At 72.6% G+C, this 26,824-nt stretch carries 23 protein-coding genes; 18 read left to right on the top strand and 5 right to left on the bottom strand.

The annotated features are described in order from the left end of the window. The first annotated feature begins 79 nt into the window (after positions 1 to 79). From recN to ACIBJF_RS02325, 3 genes are all read left to right on the top strand, one after another. A complete protein-coding gene (recN, locus tag ACIBJF_RS02335) occupies positions 80 to 1,798 on the top strand; it encodes a DNA repair protein RecN (protein WP_399171766.1) in 1,719 nt (572 codons plus the stop codon). 25 nt (positions 1,799 to 1,823) lie between these two features. Beyond that, the gene (locus ACIBJF_RS02330) at positions 1,824 to 2,570 is read left to right on the top strand and encodes a hypothetical protein (protein WP_399171765.1); all 747 of its coding nucleotides are present in this window, start codon (positions 1,824 to 1,826) and stop codon (positions 2,568 to 2,570) included. Between the two features lie 269 nt (positions 2,571 to 2,839). Continuing rightward, positions 2,840 to 3,976: a glycosyltransferase family 4 protein gene (locus ACIBJF_RS02325; RefSeq protein ID WP_399171764.1), complete on the top strand. Its 1,137-nt coding sequence runs from the start codon at positions 2,840 to 2,842 to the stop codon at positions 3,974 to 3,976. Here the strand turns inward: ACIBJF_RS02325 and ACIBJF_RS02320 are convergent. The 3 genes from ACIBJF_RS02320 to ACIBJF_RS02310 are packed head-to-tail and all read right to left on the bottom strand — an operon-like array spanning position 3,973 to position 8,862. Beyond that, positions 3,973 to 5,619 (bottom strand): PucR family transcriptional regulator, encoded by a 1,647-nt coding sequence (locus ACIBJF_RS02320; RefSeq protein WP_399171763.1) that lies wholly within the window; start codon positions 5,617 to 5,619, stop codon positions 3,973 to 3,975. The two genes, ACIBJF_RS02325 and ACIBJF_RS02320, sit on opposite strands and share 4 nt — an antisense overlap. Positions 5,620 to 5,663: 44 nt before the next feature. Continuing rightward, positions 5,664 to 7,010: an FAD-binding oxidoreductase gene (locus ACIBJF_RS02315; RefSeq protein ID WP_399171762.1), complete on the bottom strand. Its 1,347-nt coding sequence runs from the start codon at positions 7,008 to 7,010 to the stop codon at positions 5,664 to 5,666. A gap of 49 nt (positions 7,011 to 7,059) precedes the next feature. Next, on the bottom strand, positions 7,060 to 8,862 hold the full coding sequence (locus ACIBJF_RS02310; RefSeq protein ID WP_399171790.1) for a glycoside hydrolase family 15 protein: 1,803 nt from the start codon (positions 8,860 to 8,862) through the stop codon (positions 7,060 to 7,062). A 530-nt stretch (positions 8,863 to 9,392) separates the two neighbouring features. On the opposite strand from ACIBJF_RS02310, the gene ACIBJF_RS02305 reads away from it, so the two are divergent. From ACIBJF_RS02305 to ACIBJF_RS02255, 11 genes are all read left to right on the top strand, one after another. Further along, positions 9,393 to 11,042, top strand: coding sequence for a CTP synthase (locus ACIBJF_RS02305; protein WP_399171761.1), 1,650 nt, complete (start codon positions 9,393 to 9,395; stop codon positions 11,040 to 11,042). An 83-nt stretch (positions 11,043 to 11,125) separates the two neighbouring features. Continuing rightward, positions 11,126 to 11,752 carry an NUDIX domain-containing protein gene (locus tag ACIBJF_RS02300; protein WP_399171760.1) on the top strand — a complete coding sequence of 209 codons (627 nt, stop codon included), beginning with the start codon at positions 11,126 to 11,128 and terminating at the stop codon, positions 11,750 to 11,752. A gap of 183 nt (positions 11,753 to 11,935) precedes the next feature. Beyond that, positions 11,936 to 14,002 (top strand): tetratricopeptide repeat protein, encoded by a 2,067-nt coding sequence (locus tag ACIBJF_RS02295; protein WP_399171758.1) that lies wholly within the window; start codon positions 11,936 to 11,938, stop codon positions 14,000 to 14,002. 145 nt (positions 14,003 to 14,147) lie between these two features. Beyond that, positions 14,148 to 15,263 carry an alanine dehydrogenase gene (ald, locus tag ACIBJF_RS02290; protein ID WP_399171789.1) on the top strand — a complete coding sequence of 372 codons (1,116 nt, stop codon included), beginning with the start codon at positions 14,148 to 14,150 and terminating at the stop codon, positions 15,261 to 15,263. A 414-nt stretch (positions 15,264 to 15,677) separates the two neighbouring features. Further along, entirely contained in the window at positions 15,678 to 16,811 is a 1,134-nt protein-coding gene (locus ACIBJF_RS02285; protein WP_399171757.1) for a ParA family protein, read from the top strand. Further along, on the top strand, positions 16,796 to 17,356 hold the full coding sequence (locus tag ACIBJF_RS02280; RefSeq protein WP_399171756.1) for a hypothetical protein: 561 nt from the start codon (positions 16,796 to 16,798) through the stop codon (positions 17,354 to 17,356). Before ACIBJF_RS02285 ends, ACIBJF_RS02280 begins: the two co-directional genes overlap by 16 nt. A 579-nt stretch (positions 17,357 to 17,935) precedes the next feature. Then, the gene (locus ACIBJF_RS02275) at positions 17,936 to 19,030 is read left to right on the top strand and encodes a segregation and condensation protein A (RefSeq protein ID WP_399171788.1); all 1,095 of its coding nucleotides are present in this window, start codon (positions 17,936 to 17,938) and stop codon (positions 19,028 to 19,030) included. After that, the gene (scpB, locus tag ACIBJF_RS02270; RefSeq protein ID WP_351803880.1) at positions 19,027 to 19,674 is read left to right on the top strand and encodes an SMC-Scp complex subunit ScpB; all 648 of its coding nucleotides are present in this window, start codon (positions 19,027 to 19,029) and stop codon (positions 19,672 to 19,674) included. Before ACIBJF_RS02275 ends, scpB begins: the two co-directional genes overlap by 4 nt. 13 nt (positions 19,675 to 19,687) lie before the next feature. Further along, positions 19,688 to 20,761, top strand: a complete 1,074-nt coding sequence (locus ACIBJF_RS02265; protein ID WP_399171755.1) for a pseudouridine synthase — start codon at positions 19,688 to 19,690, stop codon at positions 20,759 to 20,761. 78 nt (positions 20,762 to 20,839) lie between these two features. Beyond that, positions 20,840 to 21,847, top strand: coding sequence for an ADP-ribosylglycohydrolase family protein (locus ACIBJF_RS02260; protein ID WP_399171754.1), 1,008 nt, complete (start codon positions 20,840 to 20,842; stop codon positions 21,845 to 21,847). A 4-nt stretch (positions 21,848 to 21,851) separates the two neighbouring features. Beyond that, positions 21,852 to 22,601, top strand: coding sequence for a DNA polymerase beta superfamily protein (locus tag ACIBJF_RS02255; RefSeq protein ID WP_399171753.1), 750 nt, complete (start codon positions 21,852 to 21,854; stop codon positions 22,599 to 22,601). A 30-nt stretch (positions 22,602 to 22,631) separates the two neighbouring features. Here ACIBJF_RS02255 and ACIBJF_RS02250 read toward each other — a convergent pair whose 3' ends face one another. Both ACIBJF_RS02250 and ACIBJF_RS02245 read right to left on the bottom strand, forming a co-directional pair. Next, complete coding sequence (locus ACIBJF_RS02250) at positions 22,632 to 23,315, bottom strand: DNA polymerase beta superfamily protein (RefSeq protein WP_399171752.1); 684 nt, start codon at positions 23,313 to 23,315, stop codon at positions 22,632 to 22,634. A gap of 21 nt (positions 23,316 to 23,336) precedes the next feature. After that, positions 23,337 to 23,723: a Rieske (2Fe-2S) protein gene (locus ACIBJF_RS02245; RefSeq protein WP_399171751.1), complete on the bottom strand. Its 387-nt coding sequence runs from the start codon at positions 23,721 to 23,723 to the stop codon at positions 23,337 to 23,339. A 174-nt stretch (positions 23,724 to 23,897) separates the two neighbouring features. On the opposite strand from ACIBJF_RS02245, the gene aroH reads away from it, so the two are divergent. The 4 genes from aroH (at position 23,898) to ACIBJF_RS02225 (ending at position 26,805) form a co-directional block, all read left to right on the top strand. After that, on the top strand, positions 23,898 to 24,260 hold the full coding sequence (aroH, locus tag ACIBJF_RS02240; RefSeq protein WP_356314171.1) for a chorismate mutase: 363 nt from the start codon (positions 23,898 to 23,900) through the stop codon (positions 24,258 to 24,260). Then, positions 24,257 to 25,342, top strand: coding sequence for a prephenate dehydrogenase (locus ACIBJF_RS02235; RefSeq protein WP_399171750.1), 1,086 nt, complete (start codon positions 24,257 to 24,259; stop codon positions 25,340 to 25,342). The genes aroH and ACIBJF_RS02235 overlap by 4 nt, the downstream gene beginning before the upstream one ends. A gap of 102 nt (positions 25,343 to 25,444) precedes the next feature. Beyond that, positions 25,445 to 26,140, top strand: a complete 696-nt coding sequence (gene cmk, locus ACIBJF_RS02230) for a (d)CMP kinase (protein ID WP_399171749.1) — start codon at positions 25,445 to 25,447, stop codon at positions 26,138 to 26,140. Further along, positions 26,137 to 26,805: a lysophospholipid acyltransferase family protein gene (locus tag ACIBJF_RS02225; protein WP_399171748.1), complete on the top strand. Its 669-nt coding sequence runs from the start codon at positions 26,137 to 26,139 to the stop codon at positions 26,803 to 26,805. The genes cmk and ACIBJF_RS02225 overlap by 4 nt, the downstream gene beginning before the upstream one ends. The last annotated feature ends 19 nt before the right edge of the window (positions 26,806 to 26,824 follow it).

Below are 26,824 nucleotides of genomic sequence, written 5' to 3'. Positions count from 1 at the left end.
TGCACCTTCACACAACCGGACCGGGGCCCGTCGCACTGAGGCCCTGCGACCTCGTAAGGTCTTCTTCGTGTTGGAGGAGATGCGGATACGGTCGCTCGGGGTCATCGACGATGCCGTCGTCGAGCTGTCGCCCGGGTTCACCGCCGTCACCGGTGAGACGGGTGCGGGCAAGACCATGGTGGTCACCAGCCTGGGGCTGCTGCTCGGTGGGCGGGCGGACCCGGCGCTCGTGCGGATCGGGGCCGAGAAGGCGGTCGTGGAGGGGCGGGTCACCGTGCCCGCGGGTGCCGCCGCCGTCGTACGTGCCGAGGAGGCCGGGGCCGAGCTGGACGACGGTGCCCTGCTGATCAGCCGTACCGTTTCCGCCGAGGGGCGCTCGCGGGCGCACCTCGGCGGGCGCAGCGTGCCCGTGGGGCTGCTCGCCGAGCTGGCCGACGACCTGGTGGCCGTGCACGGGCAGACCGACCAGCAGGGGCTGCTGAAGCTGTCCCGGCAGCGGCAGGCGCTGGACCGGTACGCGGGGGACGCCGTCACCGTACCCCTCGCCAAGTACACCGAGGCCTACCGGCGGCTGCGGGCCGTCGCCGCCGAACTGGAGGAGATCACCACACGCGCGCGTGAGCGGGCGCAGGAAGCCGACATGCTGCGGTACGGCCTGGAGGAGATCGCCGCCGTCGAGCCGCGCGCCGGAGAGGACGTCGAGCTGGCCGAGGAGGCCGAGCGGCTGGGGCACGCCGAGGCGCTGTCGTCCTCCGCGACGGCCGCGCACGCCGCTCTCGCGGGCAATCCCGAGGACCCCGAGGGCATCGACGCCTCGACCCTCGTCGCGGGCGCCCACCGCGCGCTGGAGGCCGTGCGCTCGCACGACCCGGCGCTGGCCTCCCTCGCCGACCGGATCGGGGAGATCGGGATCCTGCTCGGCGATGTCGCCGGCGAGCTGGCGGGATACGCCGACGACCTGGACGCCGATCCGCTGCGGCTGGCGGCGGTCGAGGAGCGGCGGGCCGCCCTCAACGCGCTGACCCGCAAGTACGGCGACGACGTGAACGCCGTCCTCGCCTGGGCCGAGCAGAGCGCCGCCCGGCTGACCGAGCTGGAGGGCGACGACGAGCGGATCGAGGAGCTGGCCGCCGAGCGGGACGCGCTCCGTGTCGAACTGGGCGGTCTGGCACAGGCGTTGACGGACGCGCGGACGGAGGCCGCCGAGCGGTTCGCCGCCGCCGTGACGGCCGAGCTGGCCTCGCTGGCGATGCCTCACGCGCGCGTGTCCTTCGCCATCCGGCAGACCGAGGACCCGGAGGGCGTCGAGGTCGGCGGGCGTCCGGTCGTCTACGGGCCGTCGGGCGTGGACGAGGTCGAGCTGCTGCTCGCCCCGCACCCGGGCGCCCCGCCGCGGCCCATCGCCAAGGGCGCGTCCGGCGGTGAGCTGTCCCGCGTCATGCTCGCCGTGGAGGTGGTCTTCGCGGGCACCGACCCCGTGCCGACCTACCTCTTCGACGAGGTCGACGCCGGTGTCGGCGGCAAGGCCGCGGTGGAGATCGGGCGCCGGCTGGCCAAGCTCGCCAAGACCGCGCAGGTCGTGGTCGTCACCCACCTGCCCCAGGTCGCCGCCTTCGCCGACCGGCAGCTGCTGGTCGAGAAGACCAACGACGGCTCGGTCACCCGCTCCGGCGTCAAGGTCCTGGAGGGCGAGGAACGCATCCGCGAACTCTCCCGCATGCTGGCCGGCCAGGAGGACTCCGAGACGGCCCGCGCCCACGCGGAGGAACTCCTGGCGACGGCCAGGGCGGACCTGTAGCCGGTTCGGGTTCTAGGGTGGCGGGATGATCGCCCACGTCAAGTCCCGCTCCTTCCTGCTGTCCGCCGCGCTCACCCGGGCCGGCCAGGCCGTGCTGCGCAAGGCGGCGCCCGGCACGCGGGAGTTGTGGGAGCGGAAGAACTACGCCGGGCGCACCGTCGGGCTGTACGCCGGGCCCGCCTCGGCGCTCGGCACGGCTGTCGCCGCCGCGCGGGTGCATCCGGGGGCCGGGCTCGCCGTGCTCGCCGCCGGGGTCTGCGGGGCGTACGACGACGTCGCGGGGGACCATCGGCGCGGGTTCCGGGCGCATCTCGGAGCGTTGCGGGACGGGGAGGTCACCAGCGGGGCCGTGAAGTTGTTCGGGATCTCGGCCGCCGGGCTGGTCGCGGGCGCGGTGATGAAGGAGCGGGTGCAGGACAAGGTGCTCGCCGGGGTTGTCATCGCCGGTGCCGCGCACCTCGTGAACCTCCTCGACGTACGGCCCGGGCGGGCCGCCGGCGCCGTGCTCGCGCTCGGCGCGCCGGGGCTGTCGCGGAAGGGACCCGCGGCCGAGCTGTCGGCCGTCGCGATGGGCGGCGCCGCGGCCGTCCTGCCCGACGACCTCGGGGAGCGCGTGATGATCGGGGACACCGGGGCGCACGCGCTCGGCGCCGCGCTGGGGGCGGCCGTTGTGGCGGGCAACCGGCGCGCGGGACTGCTCGTGCACGCCGCCGCGGTCGTGGCCGCCGCCGTGTACGGGGACCGGGTGAGCGCGTGGGCGCGGGCGCTGTGAGCGTCTGACCTCGCCGGACGCGGTCGCACGGCGTTCGGCCGTGCCGCCGTTTCCCTCACTCGTGTGGGTGACGTGCTCCGGCGCATTGCCGCGGCCCGCCGCACAGTGCGCCCTCCGGATTTCCCGTAACGGCCGTTCACCCTGGCATGCTTGAGGGCACACCGGTCCGCGCGGGAGGCGCGCGGGGTATGTCCTTCCGCCCCCCTGAGCCCGCTACCTTCTGTACGTTTCCTCGTGACCGCCCACGCCGAACCAGGAGCCCCGGCCCCGTGAGCCCCCTGAGCAGCAACGCACCGCACGGCCAGTCGCCGCTGCGCACCGTGCAGGTGCTGGGCGGGGGCAACGCCGGCAGCAGCGCGCACGTGCGCTCGCTGGCCGAGGGGCTCGTGGCGAGGGGCGTACGGGTCACGGTGTGCGCCCCCGTCGAGGCCGACCGCGCCTACGACTTCACCGGCGCCGGAGCCGATCACGTGCACGTGCCGCGCAGCAGCGACCCCGTCTCCGTGGCCGCGCTGCGGACCGCCTGCGCCAACGCCGACCTGGTGCACGCGCACGGGCTGCACGCCTCCTTCCGGGCCGTCCTCGCGCTCAGCGGCCGGTCCACCCCGCTGGTGGTCACCTGGCACAACCGGGCCCGGGCGGAGGGTCCGCGGGCGCATCTGCTGCGGCTGCTGGAGCGGCGGGTGGTGCGGACGGCGGCCGTGGTCCTCGGCACCAGCTCCGACCTCGTGGACCGGGCCCGGAACACGGGGGCGCGGGACGCCCGGCTGGCCGCCGTCGGCCTGCCGGGCCAGCGGCGGCCGGTCGTCCCCGACGACCCCGACCGGCTGCGCCCCAAGGTACAGGCCGAACTCGGCGCCCTCGGCCGCCCGTTGCTCATCGCGGTCGGCTCCCTCGACCGGCACCGCGGCTACGACCTCCTGCTCGACGCGGCCCGCGCCTGGCGGGACCTGGACCCCGTGCCCCTGGTCGTCATCGCCGGGGAGGGGCCGCTGCGGGCGGCGCTGCAGCGGCGGATCGAGGACGAGGAGCTGCCGGTACGGCTCATCGGCACCCGTGAGGACGTGCCCGAGCTGCTCGCCGCCGCCGATCTGGCGCTGCTGACGAGCAGTTGGGAGTCACGGTCCGTGCTCGCCCAGGAGGCCCTGCACGCGCGCGTGCCGCTCGTCGCGACCCGGGTCGGCGGCATCCCCGACCTCGTCGGCGACGCGGCCGAACTCGTCCCGTACGGCGACCCGGAGGCGCTCGCGTCCACTGTCGTCCGGCTGCTCGCGGACCCCGGGCGCCGGGAGGAGCTGCGCGAGCGCGGGGTGCGGCAGGCCGCGAGCTGGCCGACCGAGGACGAGACAGTCGCCCAAGTGCTCAGTGTCTACGACGAGTTGACCCAGCCCCGGCCGCTGGCCTAGGGCACGTGTCTGCGGGCCCGCAGGGCCAGGCTCAACGCCAGGACCGTCTGCGGGTCGTCGAGGTCGGTGCCCAGCAACTCCCCGATGCGGGCGAGCCGGTTGTACAGCGTCTGCCGGTTCAGGTGCAGTTCGCGGGCCGTCTCCGCCTTGCGGCCCGCGTGCGCCAGATAGGTCTGCAGGGTCGGCAGCAGCGGCGGCTTGGACCGGTTGTCGTGGTCGCGCAGCGGGCCGATCGCCCGGTCCACGAACGCGGCGAGGTCCGGGTGGTCGCGCAGCCGCCACAGCAGCAGGTCGATGTCGAGGCGGCGGGCGTCGTACCAGGGCCGGTCGGTCAGGCCCTGCGCGGCCGTCGCCGTCTCCGCCGCGTGCCGCAGTCCCGCGGAGGCGGCCGCCCAGCCGCCCGCCACGCCGACCACCACGACCGGCGGCGGCGAGCCCGGCCGGCGCATCCCGGCCCGCTCCACGCCCGCCCGCAGCGCGGCCGCCACGCGGTCCGCGACGGCCGAGCGCTCCGACTCCGAGCGCAAGCCCAGCAGCACCAGCACCCGGCCCTCCACCGGCCGTACACCCAGCAGCACCGGCACGCCCACCGCGGCCAGCTCCTCGGAGACCGCCCGCGCCAGCACCGCCCAGCCACCGCCGGGGGAGAGGCTGTCCCCGATCCGCATGACCACGGGCAGCAGGGGGCTGTCGCCGGGCTTGAAGCCGAGGACCCGGGCCTGCGTCGGGGCGTCCTCCGCGGTGATCCGGCCCTCGGCGAGATCGGTGAGGAAGTCACCGCGCCCGCGCGCCGCCAGCTCCTCCTCCTGCCGGGCCTGCATCAGCACCACCGCCAGGATGCCAGCGGCCCGCTCGGCGGCGATCCGGTGCACGGGGGCCAGCGGTGCGCGGACCGGCAGCAGGACCAGGCGGGCGCGCACCGAGCCCGCCGTACCGGGGCCGCCGCCGGGCACGTCCACCAGCACCGAACCGGCGGGCGGCGGCACGTCCTTGTGCGGGCCGCGCAGCCCCTCCCACACCTGGAGCGGGTCCGCGCCCTCGGGCCCCTCCCCGGCGGCGTACAGCAGCCGGCCGTCGGCCGTCTCCAGGAACACCGGGTTGCCGCTGAAGTCCGCCAGGATGCCCAGCACCTGCGGCACCCCGCCGCCGCCCAGCAGCGCCTCGGTGCAGCGCCGGTGCACCTCCTCGGCGCGCTGGAGCAGGGCGTAGTGGCCGTTGACGATCTCGGTGTGGATCTCCTCGGTCACCGTCACGAACGGCACCTCGCGGTGCAGCTGGACCAGCGGCAGCCCGGCGGCGCGGGCGGTGTCCACCAGGGCCGCGGGCAGCCGGCTGAAGCGCGGGCCCAGCTCCACCACCAGGGCGGCGATCCCGCGGTCGGCGAGGGTGCGCACGAACGCCCGCTGCTCGGCCGGACGCGTGCCGAGGCCGTAGCCGGTGGTGAGCAGCAGCTCGCCGCCCTTGAGCAGCGAGGCGATGTTGGGCACCTCGCCCGCGTGCACCCAGCGCACCGTGCGACCCAGCCGGTCGGCACCCGCCAGGATCTCCGGCAGCCCGCTGCGCAGTCCCGGCAGTTCCAGCGCCCGCCGAACGGTGATCCCGGCGCCCTGGGTGTCGAATCGGTTGTCCGTGCGGCTGTCCATGCAGCGGACGCTACCTGCGTGAACGCCCTCGGGACAGCTCCCGGTCAGACGGGCTCGATGTTGTGGTTGAAGCGGAAGACGTTGTCGGGGTCGTAGCGCCGCTTCACCTTCTCCAGCCGCAGCAGATTTCCGGCGCCCAGGCCCGCCCGGACGCGCTCGGGGCCCTCGTCGCCGACGAGGTCGAGGCAGACGGCACCGGTGCTCCAGGGCCGTACGTCGGCGCACGCGTCCCGCACCCAAGCCGTCGCCCGCCCGTCGTCGGCCGGGTCCGCCCAGGAGGCGCAGGGGTGCACCACCCAGGACGCGTCCCGGTACGGCACCGGGTACACACCGGGTCCGGCGGCGATCGCACCGCCCAGCGGGAAGATCACGTGCCGGCTGCCGTTCGCCACGGGCATGCCGTCCGCGCGGGCCCAGAAGAGGTCCACCAGCTCCTCGGGCAAGTCCGTCAGGCACTCGGCCGACCAGTGGTTGCGGAGGCCGGGCAAGGGCTCCAGCAGGCCCTGCCCATCCGCGTACGGCAGGGCGCCGACGGCCTGTGTCTCGTGCGGCAGCGCCAGCAGCGGCTCGGCGAGCTTGCGCAGCCCGGTCTCGCCGCCGACGTACGTCAGCAGCGCGCCGCACAGCACCGTGTCCAGGGCCAGATACATCACCGCGCCGCTCACCTCGTCGGGACCGGTACGGATGATCTCGCGGACGGTGCGGATCACGTCGGGGCCGAACTCCGGCAGGAACAGCAGCAGCGCGACCGAGAACTCCGGCAGCTCGTGCAGTTCCAGGGTGAGCGCGGTGGCGATGCCGAAGTTGCCGCCCCCGCCGTGCAGCGCCCAGAACAGCTCCGGGTTCTCGTCGGCGTTGGCGTGCACCCGCTCGGCGTCGGCGGTCACCAGCTCCACGCCGATGAGGTTGTCCACGGCGAGGCCGAAGGCTCGGTCCAGCCGGCCGGTGCCGCCGCCGAGGACGAATCCGCAGACCCCGGTGGCCGGGGTCCGGGCGCCGGGGGTCGCGAGGCCGTACGCCTGGGTGGCCCGGTCCAGGTGGCCCGTCGTGGCCCCGCCCTCGACCCGGACCGCCTCGGCCGCCGGGTCGACGGTCACCTCGCGCATCCGGCGCAGATCCACGACGAGCGCGCCGTCCACCCGGGCCCCCACCAGGCCGTGCCCGCCGCCGCGGACGGCGACGTGCAGGTCCAGGTCGCGCGCGAAGAGCACGGCTCGGACGACGTCGGCCGCGTTCGCGCACTGGGCGATCACGGCCGGGCGCCGGTCGGTCATCGCGTCGAAGACGGCCCGGGCCTCGTCGTAGCCCGGGTCCTCCGGCGCGAACACGTCGCCGGCCAGCTCCTCGCGGAGCGCGGCGAGGGCGGCGTGGGCCTTGGAACGGGTAGCCATGGCAGGCCCCTTTCCGGCAGGGTGCCGCCTTCCAGCCTAGGCGGGCCGCTCAGCCCCCGTACGCTCCCGAGGCCGTCAGCCGCAGGGCCGTATCGATCAGAGGCACATGGCTGAACGCCTGCGGGAAGTTGCCCACCTGCCGCTGCAGGCGCGGGTCCCACTCCTCGGCGAGCAGGCCGAGGTCGTTGCGCAGCGCGAGGAGCCTCTCGAACAGCTTGCGGGCCTCGTCGACGCGGCCGATCATCGCCAGGTCGTCCGCCATCCAGAACGAGCAGGCCAGGAAGGCGCCCTCGTCGCCCGGGAGGCCGTCGACGCCCGCGTGGGCGCCTTCCGTCGGATAGCGCAGGATGAACCCGTCCGGGGTGGACAGCTCGCGCTGGATCGCCTCGATCGTGCCGATCACCCGCTTGTCGTCCGGCGGCAGGAAGCCCATCTGCGGGATCAGCAGCAGCGAGGCGTCCAGCTCCTGGGAGCCGTAGGACTGGGTGAAGGTGTTGCGCTCCTTGTCGTAGCCCTTCTCGCAGACGTCCCGGTGGATGTCGTCGCGCAGTTCCTTCCAGCGCTCCAGCGGGCCGTCCGCGTCACCGGACTCGATCAGCTTGATGGTGCGGTCGACCGCGACCCAGGCCATCACCTTGGAGTGCACGAAGTGCCGACGCGGACCGCGCACCTCCCAGATGCCCTCGTCCGGCTCCTGCCAGTGGTCCTCCAGGTAGCGGATCAGCTTCAGCTGGAGCAGGGCCGCGTAGTCGTTGCGGGCCAGGCCCGTCATGTGCGCCAGGTGCAGGGCCTCGGTGACCTCGCCGTACACGTCCAGCTGGAGCTGGTGCGCGGCGCCGTTGCCCACCCGGACCGGGGCCGAGTGCTCGTAGCCCGGCAGCCAGTCCAGCTCGGCCTCGCCCAGCTCGCGCTCGCCGGCGATGCCGTACATGATCTGCAGGTTGTCCGGGTCGCCCGCGACCGCGCGCAGCAGCCACTCGCGCCAGGCGCGGGCCTCCTCGCGGTAGCCGGTGCGCAGGAGGGAGGACAGGGTGATCGCGGCGTCGCGCAGCCAGGTGTAGCGGTAGTCCCAGTTGCGGACCCCGCCGATGTCCTCGGGGAGCGAGGTCGTCGGGGCCGCGACGATGCCGCCCGTGGGGGCGTACGTCAGGGCCTTCAGGGTGATCAGGGAGCGGATCACCGCCTCCCGGTACGGCCCGTGGTACGTGCAGTGCTCGACCCACTCGCGCCAGAACTCCTCCGTCGCCTCCAGCGAGGCCTCGGGCTCCGGCAGCGGCGGCGGCTCCTTGTGCGAGGGCTGCCACGAGATGGTGAAGGCGATCCGGTCACCCGGGGCGACCGTGAAGTCCGCGTACGTCGTCAGCGACTTCCCGTAGGTCTCGGCCTCCGTGTCGAACCACACCGAGTCCGGTCCGGCGACCGCCACCGTACGGCCCTCGTGCTTGTGCACCCAGGGGATGACCCGGCCGTAGGAGAACCGCATCCGCAGCGCGGAGCGCATCGGCACCCGGCCGGTGACGCCCTCCACGATCCGGATCAGCTGGGGCGCGCCCTCACGCGGGGGCATGAAATCGGTCACGCGGACCGTGCCGCGCGGGGTGTCCCACTCCGACTCCAGGATCAGCGAGTCGCCGCGGTAGCTCCGCCGGGCGGCCGTGGGCGGCGGACAGTCGGCGGCGTGGGCCGGTCCGAGCCGCCAGAAGCCGTGCTCCTCGGTGCCCAGCAGGCCGGCGAAGATGGCATGCGAGTCGAAGCGGGGCAGGCACAGCCAGTCCACCGTGCCATCCCGGCAGACCAGGGCTGCGGTCTGCATGTCTCCGATGAGTGCGTAGTCTTCGATGCGCCCGGCCACGTGCAACTCCAGTCGAACGGCCACGTCACCCCCGCGCAGGGGGGCTGTCGCTAGTGCGGTCAAGGGGTCGTTGTTATACGTCGTTGAGCGGTGAAGCAAAGCAGCCCGCCGAGCCCTGAGGCAATACGACAGTCTTTGCTCAACGAACTGCCGCGCTCACGTTGTTCCGGGTGGTGCAGGCGGGGGTGTGCCGTCGTTCCGGCCGGGCTCGGCAGCGAGTGTCCGAGCAGGATACGACGCACGTAGATGATCTGCGTGCCGCTCCGGGCAACCTGTGCGGGCCGAACGGGTGAGCAGCGGGTGATGACCATGTGACGTTTGTCTGCCTGTGCACAGTGTGGCGGATCCCCCGGTGCCCGGGCGAGCGCAGAGCGTGGCCGGAAGCCATCCGCGCCAGGCGCTGATACCCTGGTAGCCCGTGGACCGGTGGGCCCGAAACCCCCGAACCGCAGCGACGGCACCTCCGGAGGCATCCGGGACGGCAGCCGCACCGCATCACAGACAGCGACCACGGGAGCCCCCTCTTGGCCATGCCGCCCAAATCCACGACGACCAAGCACATCTTCGTCACCGGGGGCGTCGCCTCCTCGCTCGGCAAGGGCCTGACCGCCTCCAGCCTGGGCATGCTGCTCAAGGCCCGCGGCCTGCGCGTCGTGATGCAGAAGCTCGACCCGTACCTGAACGTCGACCCGGGCACGATGAACCCCTTCCAGCACGGTGAGGTGTTCGTCACGAACGACGGCGCCGAGACCGACCTGGACATCGGCCACTACGAGCGCTTCCTCGACCGGGACCTGGACGGCACCGCCAACGTCACCACCGGTCAGGTGTACTCCACCGTGATCGCCAAGGAGCGGCGCGGCGAGTACCTGGGCGACACCGTGCAGGTCATCCCGCACATCACCAACGAGATCAAGCACCGCATCCGGCGCATGGCCACCGACGAGGTGGACGTCGTCATCACGGAGGTCGGCGGGACCGTCGGCGACATCGAGTCGCTGCCGTTCCTGGAGACCGTCCGCCAGGTCCGCCACGAGGTCGGCCGGGACAACGTCTTCGTGGTGCACATCTCGCTGCTGCCGTACATCGGCCCCTCCGGAGAGCTGAAGACCAAGCCGACCCAGCACTCCGTCGCCGCGCTGCGCAACATCGGTATCCAGCCGGACGCGATCGTGCTGCGCTGCGACCGCGAGGTGCCGACCGCGATCAAGCGGAAGATCTCGCTGATGTGCGACGTCGACGAGGCCGCCGTGGTCGCCTGCCCCGACGCCCGCTCGATCTACGACATCCCGAAGGTCGTGCACTCCGAGGGCCTGGACGCCTACGTCGTGCGCAAGCTGGACCTGCCGTTCCGCGACGTCGACTGGACCACCTGGGACGACCTGCTGGACCGCGTCCACAACCCCGAGCACGAGATCACCCTCGCGCTGGTCGGCAAGTACATCGACCTGCCCGACGCCTACCTGTCGGTGACCGAGGCGCTGCGCGCCGGCGGCTTCGCCAACCGGGCCCGCGTGAAGATCAAGTGGGTCACCTCGGACGACTGCAAGACCCCGGCCGGCGCCAAGGCCCAGCTGTCCGACGTCGACGGCATCTGCATCCCGGGCGGCTTCGGCGACCGCGGTGTGCAGGGCAAGGTCGGCGCGATCAAGTACGCCCGCGAGAACAGGATCCCGCTGCTCGGCCTGTGCCTGGGCCTGCAGTGCATCGTGATCGAGGCCGCGCGCAACCTGGCCGACATCCCGGACGCCAACTCCACCGAGTTCGACCCGGCCACCGGCCACCCGGTCATCTCCACCATGGCCGAGCAGCTGGACATCGTCGCCGGTGAGGGCGACATGGGCGGGACGATGCGCCTCGGCATGTACCCGGCGAAGCTGGCCGAGGGCTCGATCGTGCGCGAGGTGTACGACGGCAAGGAGTACGTCGAGGAGCGGCACCGCCACCGCTACGAGGTCAACAACGCCTACCGCGCGGAGCTGGAGAAGAAGGCCGGCATCCTCTTCTCGGGCACCTCGCCGGACGGCAAGCTCGTGGAGTACGTGGAGTACCCGCGTGACGTCCACCCCTACCTGGTCGCCACGCAGGCCCACCCGGAGCTGCGCTCCCGGCCGACGCGTCCGCACCCGCTGTTCGCCGGCCTGGTGAAGGCCGCGGTCGAGCGGAAGATCTCGAAGTAACACAAGGGTTGTACGGTGGCCGGGGCGCGCTGGTTCAGAACGATCGCGCCCCGGCCGCTTGGCGCTTTGGGGAAGGACAGGGCATGACGATCAAGGACACCCCCGAGGAGTGGGAGATCCGGGCGACGGAGACCCCCTTCACGGGCAACAAGACCTCCGTCCGTACGGACGACGTGGTCATGCCCGACGGATCGGTGGCCCGCCGCGACTACCAGGTCCACCCCGGCTCGGTCGCCGTCCTCGCCCTGGACGAGGAGGACCGGGTGCTGCTGATCAACCAGTACCGCCACCCGGTGCGGCACAAGCTGTGGGAGATCCCGGCCGGTCTGCTCGACGTGCCCGGCGAGAACCCGCTGCACGCCGCCCAGCGCGAGCTGTACGAGGAGGCGCACGTCAAGGCCGAGGACTGGCGGGTGCTGACCGACGTCTACACCACGCCCGGCGGCTGCGACGAGGCCGTACGGATCTTCCTCGCCCGCGACCTGTCCGAGGCCGAGGGCGAGCGGTTCGAGGCGGAGCACGAGGAGACCGACATGGAGCACGCGCGCGTGCCCGTCGAGGAGCTGGTGCGCCGGATCCTGGCCGGTGATGTGCACAACAACTGCCTGGTCGTCGGCGTCCTCTCCCTGGTGGCCGCGCGCGGCGGCGACGGCCTCGACGCACTCCGCCCGGCCGACGCGCCCTGGCCGGCCCGGCCCTTCCAGTCCTGACCCGCACCCGGAGCCCGGAACCGGACTCGATCGGCGCACTGGTGTGACGATCCCCTGATCCGATCAGGGGACCCGGCCGGTCACGCTCCTCACGGCACCTCGCACGGCGTGAACTAGGCTCTTGCACGCCCGTAGCGGAAGATCCGGCGGGCTTGCGCGTGCGGTGGGACGGGAGTGTGGCCCGTGACGGATCAGGCGGTGGACACAGGCGGCGTGCGACTGTCGGCGCACGAGGGCGCACACGACCATTTCCTGGGCCGCACAAGGGAGTTGAAGGAGCTGCGCGCCGACATCGAGCGCGCGGGACTGGACACCCTCTCCGGCCGCAAGGCGCCACGCGCGCGCGTGCTGCTGATCGCGGGCCGCCCCGGCTCCGGCCGGACCGCCCTGGCCGAGGAACTCGTCCGGCAGATCGAGGACCGTTACCCCGACGGAGTGCTGCGGACCCGGCTCAGCGAGCCCGACGGCACCCCCGTCCCCGTCGGGCGCGCCGCCCGCGACCTGCTCGCCGCGCTGGAGCTGCCGGCCCCGGCCGGCGCGGCCGAGGACGACCTCACCGAGGCGCTGCGCACCGCCCTCGCCGACCGGCGCGCCCTGCTGCTCCTGGACGACGCGGCCGGCGCCGAGCAGGTCGACGCGCTGCTCCCTCAGGCCCCGGACTGCCTGGTGCTGGCCGTCTCCGCGGGCCCGCTCACCGGCATCGCGAACGTCCGCCCCTGCACCCTGGGAGGCCTGGACACGAAGTCGGCGGTGGAACTCCTCACCCGCTACACCGGCACCGTCCGCATCACCGTCGACCCGCGCTCCGCCGAGAGCCTGGTGGAGGCCTGCCAGGGCCATCCGACCGCGCTGGTGCTGGCGGGCGGCTGGCTCGCCGCCCGCCCCAAGGCCGCCGTCTCCGACCTCGCCAAACGGCTGCACACGGCCGCCGACGACGGCCCGGAGGGCACCCCGCTGGCCCGGGTCTTCCGGCACGTCCTCGGCGACCTGCCCGGCCCGGCCGCCCGGATGCTGCGCCTGCTCTCCCTCGCCCCGGCCGGCCTGATCGACCCGCACACCGCCTCGGCCCTCGCCGGCTGCTCGGTGAGCGCCGCCCGCGCCGGCCTGGACGAGCTCGTCGCCCTCGGCCTGCTGCGCGCGGTGGACTCCCCGCTGCCCCAGTACGACGTCCCCGGCTGTCTGCACCCGCTGCTGCGCGCCTGCGCCGAGAGCCAGGAGCGGCCGGCGGAGCTGCAGCTGGCCCGCGCCCGGATGCTGGAGCGGACGGTGCGGCTGCTGCAGTCGTGCCGGGCGATCACCGAGACGGACAGCCCGCAGGCCCGGGAGAAGCTGAGCGCGATGCCCCCCGAGGTGCGCTTCCCCAACCCCAGGGCGGCCGCCGACTGGCTGCGCATCCGGCGCCCCGCGCTGCTGGCGTGCGCACGCCTGGCGGTGGCCGACGGCGAGCTGGACACCCTCGCCCGGCGGCTGATGTCCCAGCTGGTCAGGGCCATGGTGGCGCACGAAGGCACGCAGGCCGCCGCTGCCGACCTGTACGAGGTGCACAGCCTGGTCCTCGATGTCGCCGAGCGGCGTGGGCTGGCCCGGGAGGAGGCCGCGGCCCTGCTGAACCTGGGCGACGTGGACGCGCAGACCGGCCGTACCCAGGACGCGCTGGCACGATATCGGTTGGCTCTGTCCGCCGGACGCAGAGCGAATGACCCGTACGCGACCGGCCGCGCAATGGAATCCGTAGGTGGTGCCTACCAGGAGCTCGGGGACTACGAGCGGGCCACGGACTGGTTCGGCCGGGCCCTCGCCGAGCGGCTGGCGCGCGGCGAGCGCGAGCAGGCCGCCCGGCTGTACGGCCGGATCGCCACCGCCCACACCTACGCGGGCCGCTACGGCGAGGCCCTGCGGAACTGGCGGGCCGCCGTCGCCGGCTACCGCAGGGGCGGTGATGTCGCCGCCCACGCGCGGGCGTTGAGCGAGCTGGCCCGGGTGCAGGAGTACGCGGGACGGTTCGAGGAGTCGCTGCGCACCTGCCTCGAGGCGGTGGAGTGGGCGCGGCGCGCCGAGGACGTCCGGTTGCAGGCCGCGCTGCAGCTCCGGCTCGCCGACACGCTGGACCACCTCGGCGACCCGGCCGCCGCCCGTCTGCACCGCGCGGCGGCCGGGCGCATGCTGGAGGAGGAGGGCTCGGAGGACGGGGCAAGCCCCAAACAGGACGCCGATGCCTGCGAAATCCGCAGTGCATCCAGCGAAGATTGATGCAATGAAAGGCTAGACACTCGGAACACCTTCATTAAACTGGCTCTGCCGCACGTTCTCCTGCGGTGTCTCCCGGTATGCCCTTGCATGTCTGGGTACGTCTTGAAGCACCCCCATACCCTCTGAGCCAAGGACCGTGATCGACGTGAAGGTCGGCATCCCCCGCGAGGTCAAGAACAACGAGTTCCGGGTGGCCATCACCCCCGCCGGTGTGCACGAGCTGGTGCGCAACGGGCACCAGGTCGTCGTCGAGCGGGGCGCCGGCCTCGGCTCCTCGATCACGGACGAGGAGTACGTCTCCGCCGGTGCCGCGATCCTCGGCACCGCCGACGAGGTGTGGGCCACCGCCGACCTGCTGCTGAAGGTCAAGGAGCCCATCGCGGAGGAGTACCACCGTCTCCGCAAGGACCAGATCCTCTTCACCTACCTGCACCTGGCCGCCTCCAAGGAGTGCACGGACGCGCTCATCGAGTCCGGCACCACGGCCATCGCCTACGAGACCGTCGAGCTGCCGAACCGCGCGCTGCCGCTGCTCGCCCCGATGTCCGAGGTCGCGGGCCGGCTGGCCCCGCAGGTCGGCGCCTACCACCTGATGCGCGCGGCCGGCGGCCGTGGCGTGCTGCCGGGCGGCGTCCCCGGTGTGACCCCGGCCAAGGCCGTGGTCATCGGCGGCGGTGTCTCCGGCTGGAACGCCACCCAGGTCGCCGTCGGCATGGGCTTCGACGTGACCCTGCTCGACCGCGACATCAACAAGCTGCGCGAGGCCGACAAGATCTTCGGTACGAAGGTCAAGGCGATCATGTCCAACTCCTTCGAGCTGGAGAAGGCCGTCCTCGACGCCGACCTTGTCATCGGCGCGGTCCTCATCCCGGGCGCCAAGGCCCCGAAGCTGGTCACCAACGAGCTGGTGGCCCGCATGAAGCCCGGAAGTGTCCTTGTCGACATCGCGATCGACCAGGGCGGCTGCTTCGAGGACTCCCACCCGACGACGCACGCCGAGCCGACCTTTCAGGTGCACAACTCGGTCTTCTACTGCGTCGCCAACATGCCCGGCGCGGTGCCCAACACCTCCACCAACGCCCTCACCAACGCGACGCTGCCCTACATCGTCTCCCTCGCCAACAACGGCTGGGTCGAGGCGCTGCGCCGCGACGCCGCGCTCGCCAAGGGTCTGAACACCCATGACGGCAAGGTCGTTTACAAGGAGGTCGCCGAGGCCCACGGCCTGGAGCACGTCGAGCTGGAGACCCTGCTCGGCTGACCCCCGTGACCTGCTGAGTCGCTAAGTCACCAGGTCGTAAAAGGCGATTCGTCAACACGGCTCGTCAACAGCGCGCACCCGGCCGGACCTTGCCCGACAAGGTCCGGCCGGATGTGTGTATGGTCACTTGGCGACTCTTGGTCAACTCGCCTCGAACGCAACTCTTCGACCGATTCGTACACGGGTGAAACCTGCTGTGCGACGGCCGTACGCCCTTGACAGAGAGATGTTTCATTGCCGACACATCCTGCCGGGTCCGGCGGATTGTGTTGCTGCGGACCGCCGACACGCCATAGAGTCGCCAACCGTCGGCATGGTGCCACGCTGACCTTGTCTAGAAGTTTCCTGGTCACCAAGGAGGTAAGACGACTTGTGAATGAGTCGACATTTTCTCCCGGGGGTGGTCAACCAGGAATGCCTGCACGGGGCCAGGGCCCCGCGGGATTCGAGGCTGTCGGCTCCGTAGCTGTGCGCACCTTCGCAGCCCACCAGAGTTCCGGTCCGCAGGCGGCCGGGACAGCACACCCGAGCATGGATGGCCATCACGTGAACGCCATGGCCGGCGACGGAAGTGGCGCGCCCCACAACCACTTCGCCGACTACGACGAACTGCCCGAGGGGCACTTCTACGACCCCGACGCCGAATACGAGCCGGACCCGGAGTACGCGGCCACGCTCGCGCCCGACGCTGCCCGTCAGCGCCGTGAGCGCGTCGGCCCGACCGGACGCCCGCTGCCGTACTTCCCGATCCCCGGCCCGCTGACCGACCACGGCCCCGCGAAGATCATCGCGATGTGCAACCAGAAGGGCGGCGTCGGCAAGACCACGTCGACCATCAACCTGGGTGCCGCGCTCGCGGAGTACGGCCGGCGCGTGCTGCTCGTGGACTTCGACCCGCAGGGCGCGCTGTCGGTGGGACTCGGCGTCAACCCGATGGAACTCGATCTGACGGTCTACAACCTGCTCATGGAGCGGGGCATGTCCGCGGACGACGTCCTGCTGAAGACCGCGGTCCCCAACATGGACCTGCTGCCCTCCAACATCGACCTGTCGGCCGCCGAGGTCCAGCTGGTCTCCGAGGTCGCCCGCGAGTCGACGCTGCAGCGTGCCCTGAAGCCGCTGCTGCCCGACTACGACTACATCGTGATCGACTGTCAGCCCTCGCTCGGCCTGCTCACCGTCAACGCCCTGACGGCCGCTCACAAGGTGATCGTGCCGCTGGAGTGCGAGTTCTTCGCCCTGCGCGGTGTGGCCCTGCTGACCGAGACGATCGAGAAGGTCCAGGAGCGGCTCAACCCCGAGCTCGAACTGGACGGCATCCTCGCCACGATGTACGACTCGCGCACGGTCCACAGCCGTGAGGTGCTGGCGCGTGTGGTCGAGGCCTTCGACGACCACGTCTACCACACGGTCATCGGCCGCACGGTCCGCTTCCCGGAGACCACGGTCGCCGGTGAGCCGATCACCACGTACGCCTCCAACTCCGTCGGTGCCGCCGCCTATCGCCAGCTCGCCAGGGAGGTGCTCGCCCGGTGTCACGCCGAGTGAGTCTGCCCGGGGCCGACGAACTCTTCCGTACGACAGGGGGGACGGCGCTTCAGCCGTCGACTCCTCGGCGCGCGGCGGGCGGTGAGGCCCGGGTGCCGGCTCCCGCGGGGGAGAGCGACGACGCGGCCGCCGGCGAGGACGCACCGCAGTCGGTGCTGGTCCAGGGCGGTGACGGCGAGGGCCCGGAGCACGCCGCGGCGGAGGCCGAGCAGGACGGGGCCGGCGAGTCCCGCACCCGCCCGGCGCGTCGGCAGGCGGCGCAGGACGGCTCTGTCGCACCCCCCGCCGCCGAGGCGCCGCGGAATCGGGGGCGGGCGGCGACGCGACGGCCCAGCGGGCGCGAGCGGCACGACGAGAAGATCACGGTGTATGTGTCGGCCGAGGAGCTGATGGACCTCGAGCACGCCCGTCTGGTGCTCCGCGGTGAGCACGGGCTCGCGGTCGACCGCGGGCGGATCGTCCGCGAGGCGGTGGCCGTGGTCCTGGCCGACCTGGAGTCCCGCGGGGACGCGAGCATCCTCGTACGCCGGCTGCGGGGGCGGTAGGGGTAGCCTGCGAGGGCCATGACCTCGAACGACGTTCCCCTCCCCGGCGCCGGCGCCGGCCGTCGGCGTGCGCTGGGGCGGGGCCCAGGGGTCCCGCGAATGGCTCCGCCGGTCGTGCCGGAGAGCGAGCCGGCGCCCGAGTCCGAGTCTCCGGCGCAGGCCGATGGGCACGAGGGCCTGCCGGAAGAGACACCCGCAGCCACCCCACCCGAGGCACCGGCGCCCACACCGCCCGAAGAACCGCCGGCCACCGAGCCGGAGGCTCGCGCAGTCGGTAGGCCGGAGGCGCCCGCCGCTGGCGGCTCCGAGGGGTCCGCGCCCGCCGAGCGGGAAGCTCTGGTCGCTGCCCAGCCGGAAGCTCGCACAGCTGCCGAGTCCGACGCTCCCGCAGTCGCCGGGTCGGGAGCTCGTGCGGTCGGCAGGTCGGGCGCGCCTGCGGTTGCCGGCTCCGAGAGGTCTGTGCCTGCCGGGCGGGAAGGGCTGGTGGCGGCTGAGCCGGAAGCCTTCGCGGTCACCGGGCCGGGAGCTCGCGTAGTCGGCGGGGCGGAGGCGCCCGCGGTTGCCGGCTCCCAGGGGTCTGTGCCCGCCGGGCGGGAAGGGCTGGTGGCCACCGGGCCGGAAGCTCGTACAGCCGCCGAGCCCGGGGCTCGCGGAGTTGGCAGGTGGGAGGCGCCTGCGGTTGCCGGCTCCGAAGGGCCCGCGCTCGCCGAGCCGGGAGAGCGGGTGGCCGTCGAGCCCGAAGCTTCCGCAGTCGCCGAGCCCGAAGCTTCCGCAGTCGCCGAGCCGGAGGCGTCCGTGTTCGCCGGGGCCTCGGTGCCCGGAGCCGGTGGACCAGGGGAGACCGGGGAGTCCCAAGGCTCCGTCGACGGTGTCTTCAAGGTGCGGCTCGCCAACTTCGAGGGTCCCTTCGATCTGCTGCTCCAGCTGATCTCGAAGCACAAGCTGGACGTCACCGAGGTCGCGCTCTCCAAGGTCACCGACGAGTTCATGGCGCACATCCGGGCCATGGGACCCGACTGGGACCTGGACCAGACGACCGAGTTCCTCGTCGTCGCCGCCACGCTGCTCGATCTGAAGGCGGCCCGGCTGCTGCCCGCCGCCGAGGTCGAGGACGAGGCCGACCTGGCGCTGCTGGAGGCGCGGGACCTGCTGTTCGCGCGGCTGCTGCAGTACCGCGCGTACAAACAGATCGCGGACATCTTCAACCGGCGGCTCGATGAGGAAGCCCGGCGCTGGCCCCGTACCGTCGGCCTGGAGCCGCAGCACGCCGAGCTGCTGCCCGAGGTCGTCATCAGCATCGGACCCGAGGGCTTCGCCAGGCTCGCGGTCAAGGCGATGCAGCCCAAGCCCAAGCCGCAGGTCTACGTCGACCACATCCACGCCCCGCTGGTGAGCGTGCAGGAGCAGGCCGGAATCGTGGTCGCGCGGCTGAAGGAGCTGGGCGAGGCCAGCTTCCGGGCGCTGGTCGAGGACACCGACGACACCCTCACCGTCGTGGCCCGGTTCCTCGCCCTGCTGGAGCTGTACCGCGAGAAGGCCGTCGCCCTGGAGCAGGAGGCCGCGCTCGGGGAGCTGCTGGTGCGCTGGACCGGCGCGGACACCGACACGGCACCGATGGTCACCGACGAGTTCGACCGGCCGCCCGAGCAGCCCAAGGAGGAGAAGAAGGCATGAGCGAGACCACAGAACTCCCCCAGGGACTGCGCGGCGTCGCCGACCTCGACCTCAAGCCGGCCCTGGAGGCGATGCTCATGGTCGTGGACGAGCCCGCGACCGAGGAGCACCTGGCCAAGCTGCTGGAGCGGCCCAGACGGCAGGTCGCGGACGCGCTGCGGGAGCTGGCCGACGAGTACACCGTGCAGGGCCGCGGCTTCGAGCTGCGGTTCGTCGCGGGCGGCTGGCGCTTCTACACCCGCGCCGAGTACGCCCCCGCCGTCGAGCGGCTGGTCCTCGACGGCCAGACCGCCCGGCTCACCCAGGCCGCGCTGGAGACCCTCGCGGTCGTCGCCTACCGGCAGCCGGTCAGCCGCAGCCGCGTCTCCGCCGTGCGCGGAGTCAACTGCGACGGTGTGATGCGCACCCTCCTGCAACGGGGTCTGGTCGAGGAGGCGGGCACGGAACCCGAAACAGGTGCGATCCTGTACAGGACGACGAACTACTTCCTGGAGCGGATGGGCCTGCGCGGCCTGGACGAGCTTCCGGAGCTCGCGCCCTTCCTCCCGGAGGCGGAGGCGATCGAGGCCGAGACCCAGGAAGGGGTGCCGTCGTTCGACCCGGACGCGCCCGACGCGCCCGGTGCTCAGGACGCAGACGACTAAGACGGAAACCTTGATGCGAAGCAGCGGCAGCGGCAGGAACAGCGGCGGGCGCGGTAACTACCGCGGCGCCGGCAACGACCGGGACGAGCGGCAGGGGCAGGGCCGTCCCCGCAAGCCCCGCCCCGAGGAGCGCCGCTACGACGTGGGCCCCGGGGCCACGAAGGACGGCCCCAAGTCCGGTCGCGGCGGCGCGGCCCGCGGTGGCGCCAAGGGCGGCCCGAAGCAGGCCCAGCAGGGCGGCGGGCGCGGCCGTACGGCCCCCGCGCGCTCGCGTGAGTACGAGACGCGTGTCGAGGAGCGCAACCGGGAGCGCTACGCCGGCAAGAAGGACGTCAAGCTGCCCAAGACCTTCCCGGGCGCCGAGCAGGAGGGCGAGCGGCTGCAGAAGGTCCTCGCGCGCGCCGGCTACGGCTCGCGGCGGGCCTGCGAGGAGCTGATCGAGCAGGCGCGGGTGGAGGTCAACGGCGAGATCGTCCTGGAGCAGGGCCGCCGGGTCGACCCGGAGAAGGACGAGGTCAAGGTCGACGGCCTGACGGTCGCGACGCAGTCGTACCAGTTCTTCTCGCTGAACAAGCCCGCCGGTGTCGTCTCCACGATGGAGGACCCGGAGGGGCGCCAGTGCCTCGGGGACTACGTCACCAACCGCGAGACGCGGCTGTTCCACGTCGGCCGGCTGGACACCGAGACCGAGGGCGTCATCCTGCTCACCAACCACGGTGAGCTGGCGCACCGCCTGACCCACCCCAAGTACGGCGTGAAGAAGACCTACCTCGCGGCGATCGTCGGCCCGATCCCGCGCGATCTGGGCAAGCGCCTGAAGGACGGCATCCAACTGGAGGACGGTTACGCGCGCGCGGACCACTTCCGGGTCGTGGAGCAGACCGGCAAGAACTACCTGGTCGAGGTGACCCTGCACGAGGGCCGCAAGCACATCGTGCGGCGCATGCTGGCGGAGGCCGGCTTCCCGGTCGAGAAGCTCGTCCGCACCGCCTTCGGGCCGATCACCCTCGGCGACCAGAAGTCGGGCTGGCTGCGGCGCCTGTCCAACACCGAGGTCGGGATGCTCATGAAGGAAGTCGACCTCTAGGCCGACCTCGAAAACGCCTTGCCGCGATCACCATTCCCTCTTATTGTCAGGGTGACGATAAAGGGGGATGGTGATCCTATGTCCAAACACGCGGCCACCGGGGCACTGCTGGGCCTCGCCCTCGGGGACGCCCTCGGCTTCCCGACCGAGTTCAACGACGTACCGTCGATCCTCGCCAAGTGCGGGCCCTGGCGGGAGATGGAGCTGCCGCGGCGCGCCTTCGTCTCCGACGACACGCAGATGACCCTCGCCGTCGGGCGGGCGCTCAGGACGGCCATGGAGCGCGGGTTCCTCGCACCGAAGCGGCTGGAGCGGCCGCTGCGCGAGGAGTTCGTGGGCTGGTACCACTCGCCGGAGAACAACCGCGCCCCGGGCCGCACCTGCCTGACCGCGTGCAGCCTGCTGACGGAGGAAGGCCGCGCCTGGCAGGACGCCAGTCAGGTCGGTTCCAAGGGCTGCGGCGCCAACATGCGCGTCGCCCCCGTCGGGCTCGCTCCCGGCCTGAGCGACGAACAGCGCGCCGGCGCCGCCCAGTTGCAGTCCGCGCTCACCCACGGCCACCCCACCGCGCTCGCCGCCTCCGACCTGACCGCCCACGCCGTCCATCTGCTCGCCCAGGGCACCGATCCGACCGGCCTCGTCGGACAGCTCCGCTCGTACGCCCTGGACCACCGCACACACTACGACCACGCCTGGCTCGGCAACCTGTGGACCCGCTCCCAGGACCCCACCCCCGAGCACTTCATCGCCCGTGGCTGGGACGAGTGCCTGGCGGTTCTCGACCGGCTCCAGCAGGCCGTGCGGACCGTCTCCCCGGAGACCGACCCGTGCCTGGCCACCGGCGCGGGCTGGATCGCCGAGGAGGCCCTCGCCACCGGGCTGCTGTGCTTCCTGCTCTTCCCCGACGAGCCCGTCACCGCCCTGCGCCGGGCGGCCTGCTCCTCCGGCGACTCCGACTCCATCGCCTGCCTCACCGGCGCGTTCGCGGGCGCGTGGCTGGGCGAGGACGTCTGGCCGGCCGACTGGAGCGAGCGGATCGAGTACCGGGGCGATCTGTCGGCGCTGGGTACGCTCTGGGACGCTTAGGCCCATGATCGACGACCTCGACATCGACCTGAAGCCCGTGGTCGCGCAGCAGCCCGACCCCGTGCTGTTCGCGACCGTCTCCGGAGCCCATCTGTACGGCTTCCCCTCGCAGGACTCCGACGTGGACCTGCGGGGCGTCCATCTGCTCCCGGCGGCCGACCTCGTCGGGCTGCGCGAGCCGGAGGAGACCCGCTCCCGGGCCTGGGTGCGCTACGGCGTCGAACTGGACCTCGTCACCCACGATCTGCGCAAGTTCGTACGGCTGATGCTGCGCCGCAACGGCTATGTGCTGGAGCAGCTGCTCTCGCCGCTGGTCGTGCACACCGGGGACGCGCACCGGGAGCTGGCCGCCCTCGCCCCCGGCGTCCTCACCAGCCACCACGCCCACCACTACCGGGGATTCGCGGTGACCCAGTGGCGGCTGTTCGAGAAGACCGGCGAACTCAAGCCGCTGCTCTACACGTTCCGGGTGCTGCTCACCGGCATCCACCTCATGCGCAGCGGCGAGGTCCAGGCCCACCTGCCCACGCTGCTGGAGCACCTCGACGCCCCCGGCTATCTGCCCGAGCTGATAGCCGCCAAGGCCGAGCGCGAGCACGGCGGCGCGGACGTCCGGCACGCGCGCGTGGAGGCCGATGTGGAGCGGCTGCACGCCGAGCTCGACGAGGCCCAGTCCGCCTCGTCCCTGCCCGACGCGCCCGGTGCGTACGACGCGCTGCACGACTTCGTGGTGCGGGTCCGCCTGGGCAGCTGACCGGGGCGCCGGGGCGCTGTGCCGGAGAGTTCAGCGCAGCGCCGAGGCCTGGCGGGTGCGGAACAAGAAGTCGGCCACGCGCGCGTGGTCCGGCTCCGGCGGCAGCGGGCTGTGGCGCAGGGCCTGTTCCGTCTCCGTCCCCAGCCGGGCCATCCACCTCTCGACCTCGGCCCAGGAAACCTCGCCCCGCTTCACCGCGAGCAGCGGCTCCCGCTGGTCGCCGACGTCGATCCGCAGCTCGCCCGTGCGCAGCAGCTCACGGGCGCTCGTCAGCAGACGCAGCAGATGCATGGCGTGCTTCCAGCGCGGGGCACCCTGCGTGCGGACGTCGGCGTCCAGCTTCTTGCGCTGGCCGAGGGCGTAGCGGGTGAAGGTGTCGTGGGCCCGGCGGGAGAGGAAGGCCCCGCGCAGGGACAGCAGCTCCCGGCCGGTGTCGTCCACATGCTCCACCAGCGGCGAGTGCAGGCACTCCAGGATGTTCGGGTTGCCGCGCAGCGCCAGCTCGCAGAACCGCTCCAGCTCCCAGGAGAACTGCTCCGCGCCCGGCCCCTCCACATGCCTCGGCGGCTTCTCGAACCGCCAGAACAGGGGGGTGGGGGCGAGGAACACGCCCCGCCGGTCGGTGTCGCTCGTGTCCGTCGCCAGACCGAAGGCCCGGGAACCCATGACGCAGGCGTAGACGGTGTGGTCGCGTACCAGGGTCTCGGGCTGCATTCCGGGAGCGTACGCCGACCCTCACGTCAGTTTGATCGAATTTCCCTCCACCTTGATCGACTTCGCCGGGAGCGGCCTCTTCGCCGGGCCGTGGGCCACCGAGCCGTCGGCGACGTGGAACTTGCTGCCGTGGCACGGGCAGTCGATCGTGCCGTCGGCGACCCTGCTCACCGTGCAGCCCAAGTGCGTGCAGATGGCCGAGAAGGCCTTGAAGTCGCCCTTCTTCGGCTGGGTGACGACGACCTTCTGGTCCTTGAAGATCTTGCCCCCGCCCTCCGGGATGTCACTGGTCTTGCCCAGCTCCCCGCCGCCGCTCGTGCTGCCGCCGCCACCGCATGCCGCGACGGGTGCGACCACCGCCGCCGCGCCCGTCGCCAGAACCGTGCGCCGCGTCGCGCCCTCAGCCATGCCGACCTCCGTACAACACGTCGAAACAGGTGAATACCAGATTGAAACAGGTGAATACCGGACTCCGGATCCACCGCATCGTCTCAGCGGTCGGGCGCCGTGCGCTTGGGCCGCGCGTGCTGACTACGCTGGACGGACCAAGAAAAGATCCGCATGTCAGCAGGGAGCAGCGCCGTGGCGGTACGAGCGGTCCGGGGGGCCGTCCAACTCGAGCGGGACGAGGCCGGGCACATGGACGAGCAGGTCGGAGCCCTGCTCACCGCCGTCCTGGAGCGGAACGGACTGACCGCCGACGACCTGATCAGCATCTGGTTCACGGCCACCCCCGACCTGCACAGCGACTTCCCGGCCGCCGCCGCCCGCAAGCTCGGCATCGTCGACGTCCCCCTTATCTGCGCCCAGGAACTGGACATCGAGGGCGCCATGCCAAGGGTCGTACGGCTGCTCGCGCACATAGAGTCGGACCGGCCCCGCGCCGACATCAACCACGTCTACCTCGGCGCCGCGGCCGCCCTGCGCAAGGACATCGCCCAGTGAGAACCGCACTCGTCATCGGCACCGGCCTCATCGGCACCTCCGCCGCACTGGCCCTCGTCCAGCGCGGTGTCACCGTGCACCTCGCCGACCACGACCCCGCGCAGGCCCGTACGGCCGCGGCGCTGGGCGCCGGCACCGACGAGGCCCCCGAGGGCCCGGTCGACCTGGCGATCGTGGCGGCTCCGCCCGCCCATGTGGCGGGAGTCCTCGCCGACGCCATGCGCCGGGGCGTCGCGCGCGGCTACATCGACGTGGCCAGCGTCAAGGGCGGCCCGCGCCGCGAGCTTCAGGCGCTCGGCCTGGACCTGTCGTCGTACATCGGCACCCACCCGATGTCCGGCCGGGAGAAGTCCGGCCCGCTTGCCGCGACCGGCGACCTCTTCGAGGGCCGCCCCTGGGTGCTCACCCCGACCCGGGACACCGACACAGAGGTGCTGAACCTCGCCCTGGAGCTGGTCTCGCACTGCCGGGCCGTGCCGGTCGTCATGGACGCCGACGCCCACGACCGCGCCGTCGCCCTCGTCTCCCACATGCCCCACCTGGTGTCCAGCATGGTCGCCGCGCGCCTGGAGCACGCCGAGGAGGCCGCCGTACGGCTGTGCGGGCAGGGCATCCGGGACGTGACCCGGATCGCCGCCTCCGATCCGCGCATGTGGATCGACATCCTGTCCGCCAACCCGGGCCCGGTCGCGGACCTGCTCTCCGACGTCGCCGCCGACCTGGGCGAGACCGTCGAGGCCCTGCGCGCCCTGCAGTCCTCCGACGAGGCCAAGCGGCGCGAGGGCACCGCCGGCATCGAGGACGTGCTGCGCCGCGGGAACGCCGGTCAGGTGCGGGTACCCGGCAAGCACGGCAGCGCGCCGCGCGTGTACGAGACCGTCGTCGTGCTCATCGACGACCAGCCCGGTCAGCTGGCCCGCATCTTCGCGGACGCCGGACGCGCCGGGGTCAACATCGAGGACGTGCGCATCGAGCACGCGACCGGGCAGCAGGCCGGTCTGGTGCAGCTGAGCGTGGAGCCGAAGGCGGCGCCGGTGCTGAAGGAGGCGCTGCGGGAGCGGGGCTGGGCGCTGCGGCAGTAGGGCGGGCCTGTGCGTCCGGACGAGTGACCCGCACCCAGTAACCTTGTGCAGGGCGCTCCTGCCCCCGCACCCGCCCACACCGCACCAGGAAGGTGTCCCTCCGTGGAAAACGGCGCCGCCCCGACCGCCAAGCCCGTGATCGTCGCGATCGACGGCCCCTCCGGCACGGGCAAGTCGAGCACGTCGAAGGCCGTCGCCGCGCAGCTCGGCCTGAGCTACCTGGACACCGGCGCCCAGTACCGGGCGATCACCTGGTGGATGGTGAGCAACGGCATCGACCTGGAGGACCCGACCGCCATCGCCGCCGTCGCGGGCAAGCCGGAGATCGTCTCCGGCACCGACCCGGCCGCCCCGGCGATCACGGTCGACGGCGTCGACGTGTCCGGCCCGATCCGCACCCAGGAGGTCACCTCCAAGGTCAGCGCGGTCAGCGCGGTGCCCGAGGTGCGCTCCCGGATCACCGAGCTGCAGCGCTCCCTGGCCTCCGGCGCGGAGAACGGCATCGTGGTCGAGGGCCGTGACATCGGTACGACCGTCCTCCCGGACGCGGACCTGAAGATCTTCCTCACCGCCTCCCCGGAGGCCCGCGCGGCCCGCCGCAGCGGCGAGCTGAAGGGCGCCGACATCCACGCCACCCGCGAGGCCCTGATCAAGCGGGACGCGGCCGACTCCTCCCGCAAGGCCTCGCCCCTCGCCAAGGCCGGCGACGCGGTCGAGGTGGACACCACCGAGCTCACCCTCACCCAGGTCATCGAGTGCGTGGTCACCCTGGTCGAGGAGAAGCGGGCCGGGAAGTGAGCCGTCCGTCAGCTCCTTCGGAGCAGCTTCCCTCGCTGCGGGGCGCCGAGGTCGGGCGGCGCATCGGCGTCGGCCTGATGCACGGGCTGTTCAAGCCGCGCGTGCTCGGCGCCTGGAAGGTGCCCACGAGCGGCCCGGTGATCTTCGCCGTGAACCACTCCCACAACATCGACGGCCCGATGGTCATGGGCGTGGCACCCCGGCCGACGCACTTCCTGATCAAGAAGGAGGCCTTCGTCGGCCCGCTGGACCCCTTCCTGACCGGCATCGGCCAGCTGAAGGTGGACCGCGCCGCCGCCGACCGCACCGCGATCACCCGGGCCCTGGGCGTGCTGGAGGCCGGGGGAGTGCTGGGCATCTTCCCGGAGGGCACCCGGGGCGAGGGCGACTTCGCCTCGCTGCGGGCCGGGCTCGCCTACTTCGCCGTACGCAGCGGGGCGCCGATCGTGCCCATCGCCGTACTGGGAAGTTCCGAGCGGCGCGGCCGGTTGATAAAGGGGCTTCCGCCCCTGCGCTCCCGCATCGACATCGTCTTCGGCGACCCCTTCGACGCGGGCGACGGCAGCGGCCGGCGCACGCGCAGGGCGCTGGACGAGGCGACCGAGCGCATCCAGAAGCAGCTCACCAGCCACCTGGAAAACGCCAGGCGCCTGACCGGGCGCTAGGCGACACTTGAGTAGTGGA

Origin of the sequence: Streptomyces sp. NPDC050743 (genome assembly GCF_044456925.1) — a bacterium.
Classification (GTDB): domain Bacteria; phylum Actinomycetota; class Actinomycetes; order Streptomycetales; family Streptomycetaceae; genus Streptomyces.
The sequence above is the reverse complement of the archived record's forward strand: the minus strand, read 5'-3'. Positions and strand labels throughout refer to the sequence as shown.

Excerpts from the sequence above, each read along its gene's own strand:
- recN (WP_399171766.1), top strand. The coding sequence starts at position 80 with ATGCGGATACGGTCGCTCGGGGTCATCGACGATGCCGTCGTCGAGCTG.
- ACIBJF_RS02330 (WP_399171765.1), top strand. The coding sequence starts at position 1,824 with ATGATCGCCCACGTCAAGTCCCGCTCCTTCCTGCTGTCCGCCGCGCTC.
- ACIBJF_RS02320 (WP_399171763.1), bottom strand. The coding sequence starts at position 5,619 with ATGGACAGCCGCACGGACAACCGATTCGACACCCAGGGCGCCGGGATC.
- ACIBJF_RS02315 (WP_399171762.1), bottom strand. The coding sequence starts at position 7,010 with ATGGCTACCCGTTCCAAGGCCCACGCCGCCCTCGCCGCGCTCCGCGAG.
- ACIBJF_RS02305 (WP_399171761.1), top strand. The coding sequence starts at position 9,393 with ATGCCGCCCAAATCCACGACGACCAAGCACATCTTCGTCACCGGGGGC.
- ACIBJF_RS02300 (WP_399171760.1), top strand. The coding sequence starts at position 11,126 with ATGACGATCAAGGACACCCCCGAGGAGTGGGAGATCCGGGCGACGGAG.
- ACIBJF_RS02285 (WP_399171757.1), top strand. The coding sequence starts at position 15,678 with ATGCCTGCACGGGGCCAGGGCCCCGCGGGATTCGAGGCTGTCGGCTCC.
- scpB (WP_351803880.1), top strand. The coding sequence starts at position 19,027 with ATGAGCGAGACCACAGAACTCCCCCAGGGACTGCGCGGCGTCGCCGAC.
- ACIBJF_RS02265 (WP_399171755.1), top strand. The coding sequence starts at position 19,688 with ATGCGAAGCAGCGGCAGCGGCAGGAACAGCGGCGGGCGCGGTAACTAC.
- ACIBJF_RS02260 (WP_399171754.1), top strand. The coding sequence starts at position 20,840 with ATGTCCAAACACGCGGCCACCGGGGCACTGCTGGGCCTCGCCCTCGGG.
- ACIBJF_RS02255 (WP_399171753.1), top strand. The coding sequence starts at position 21,852 with ATGATCGACGACCTCGACATCGACCTGAAGCCCGTGGTCGCGCAGCAG.
- ACIBJF_RS02250 (WP_399171752.1), bottom strand. The coding sequence starts at position 23,315 with ATGCAGCCCGAGACCCTGGTACGCGACCACACCGTCTACGCCTGCGTC.
- ACIBJF_RS02245 (WP_399171751.1), bottom strand. The coding sequence starts at position 23,723 with ATGGCTGAGGGCGCGACGCGGCGCACGGTTCTGGCGACGGGCGCGGCG.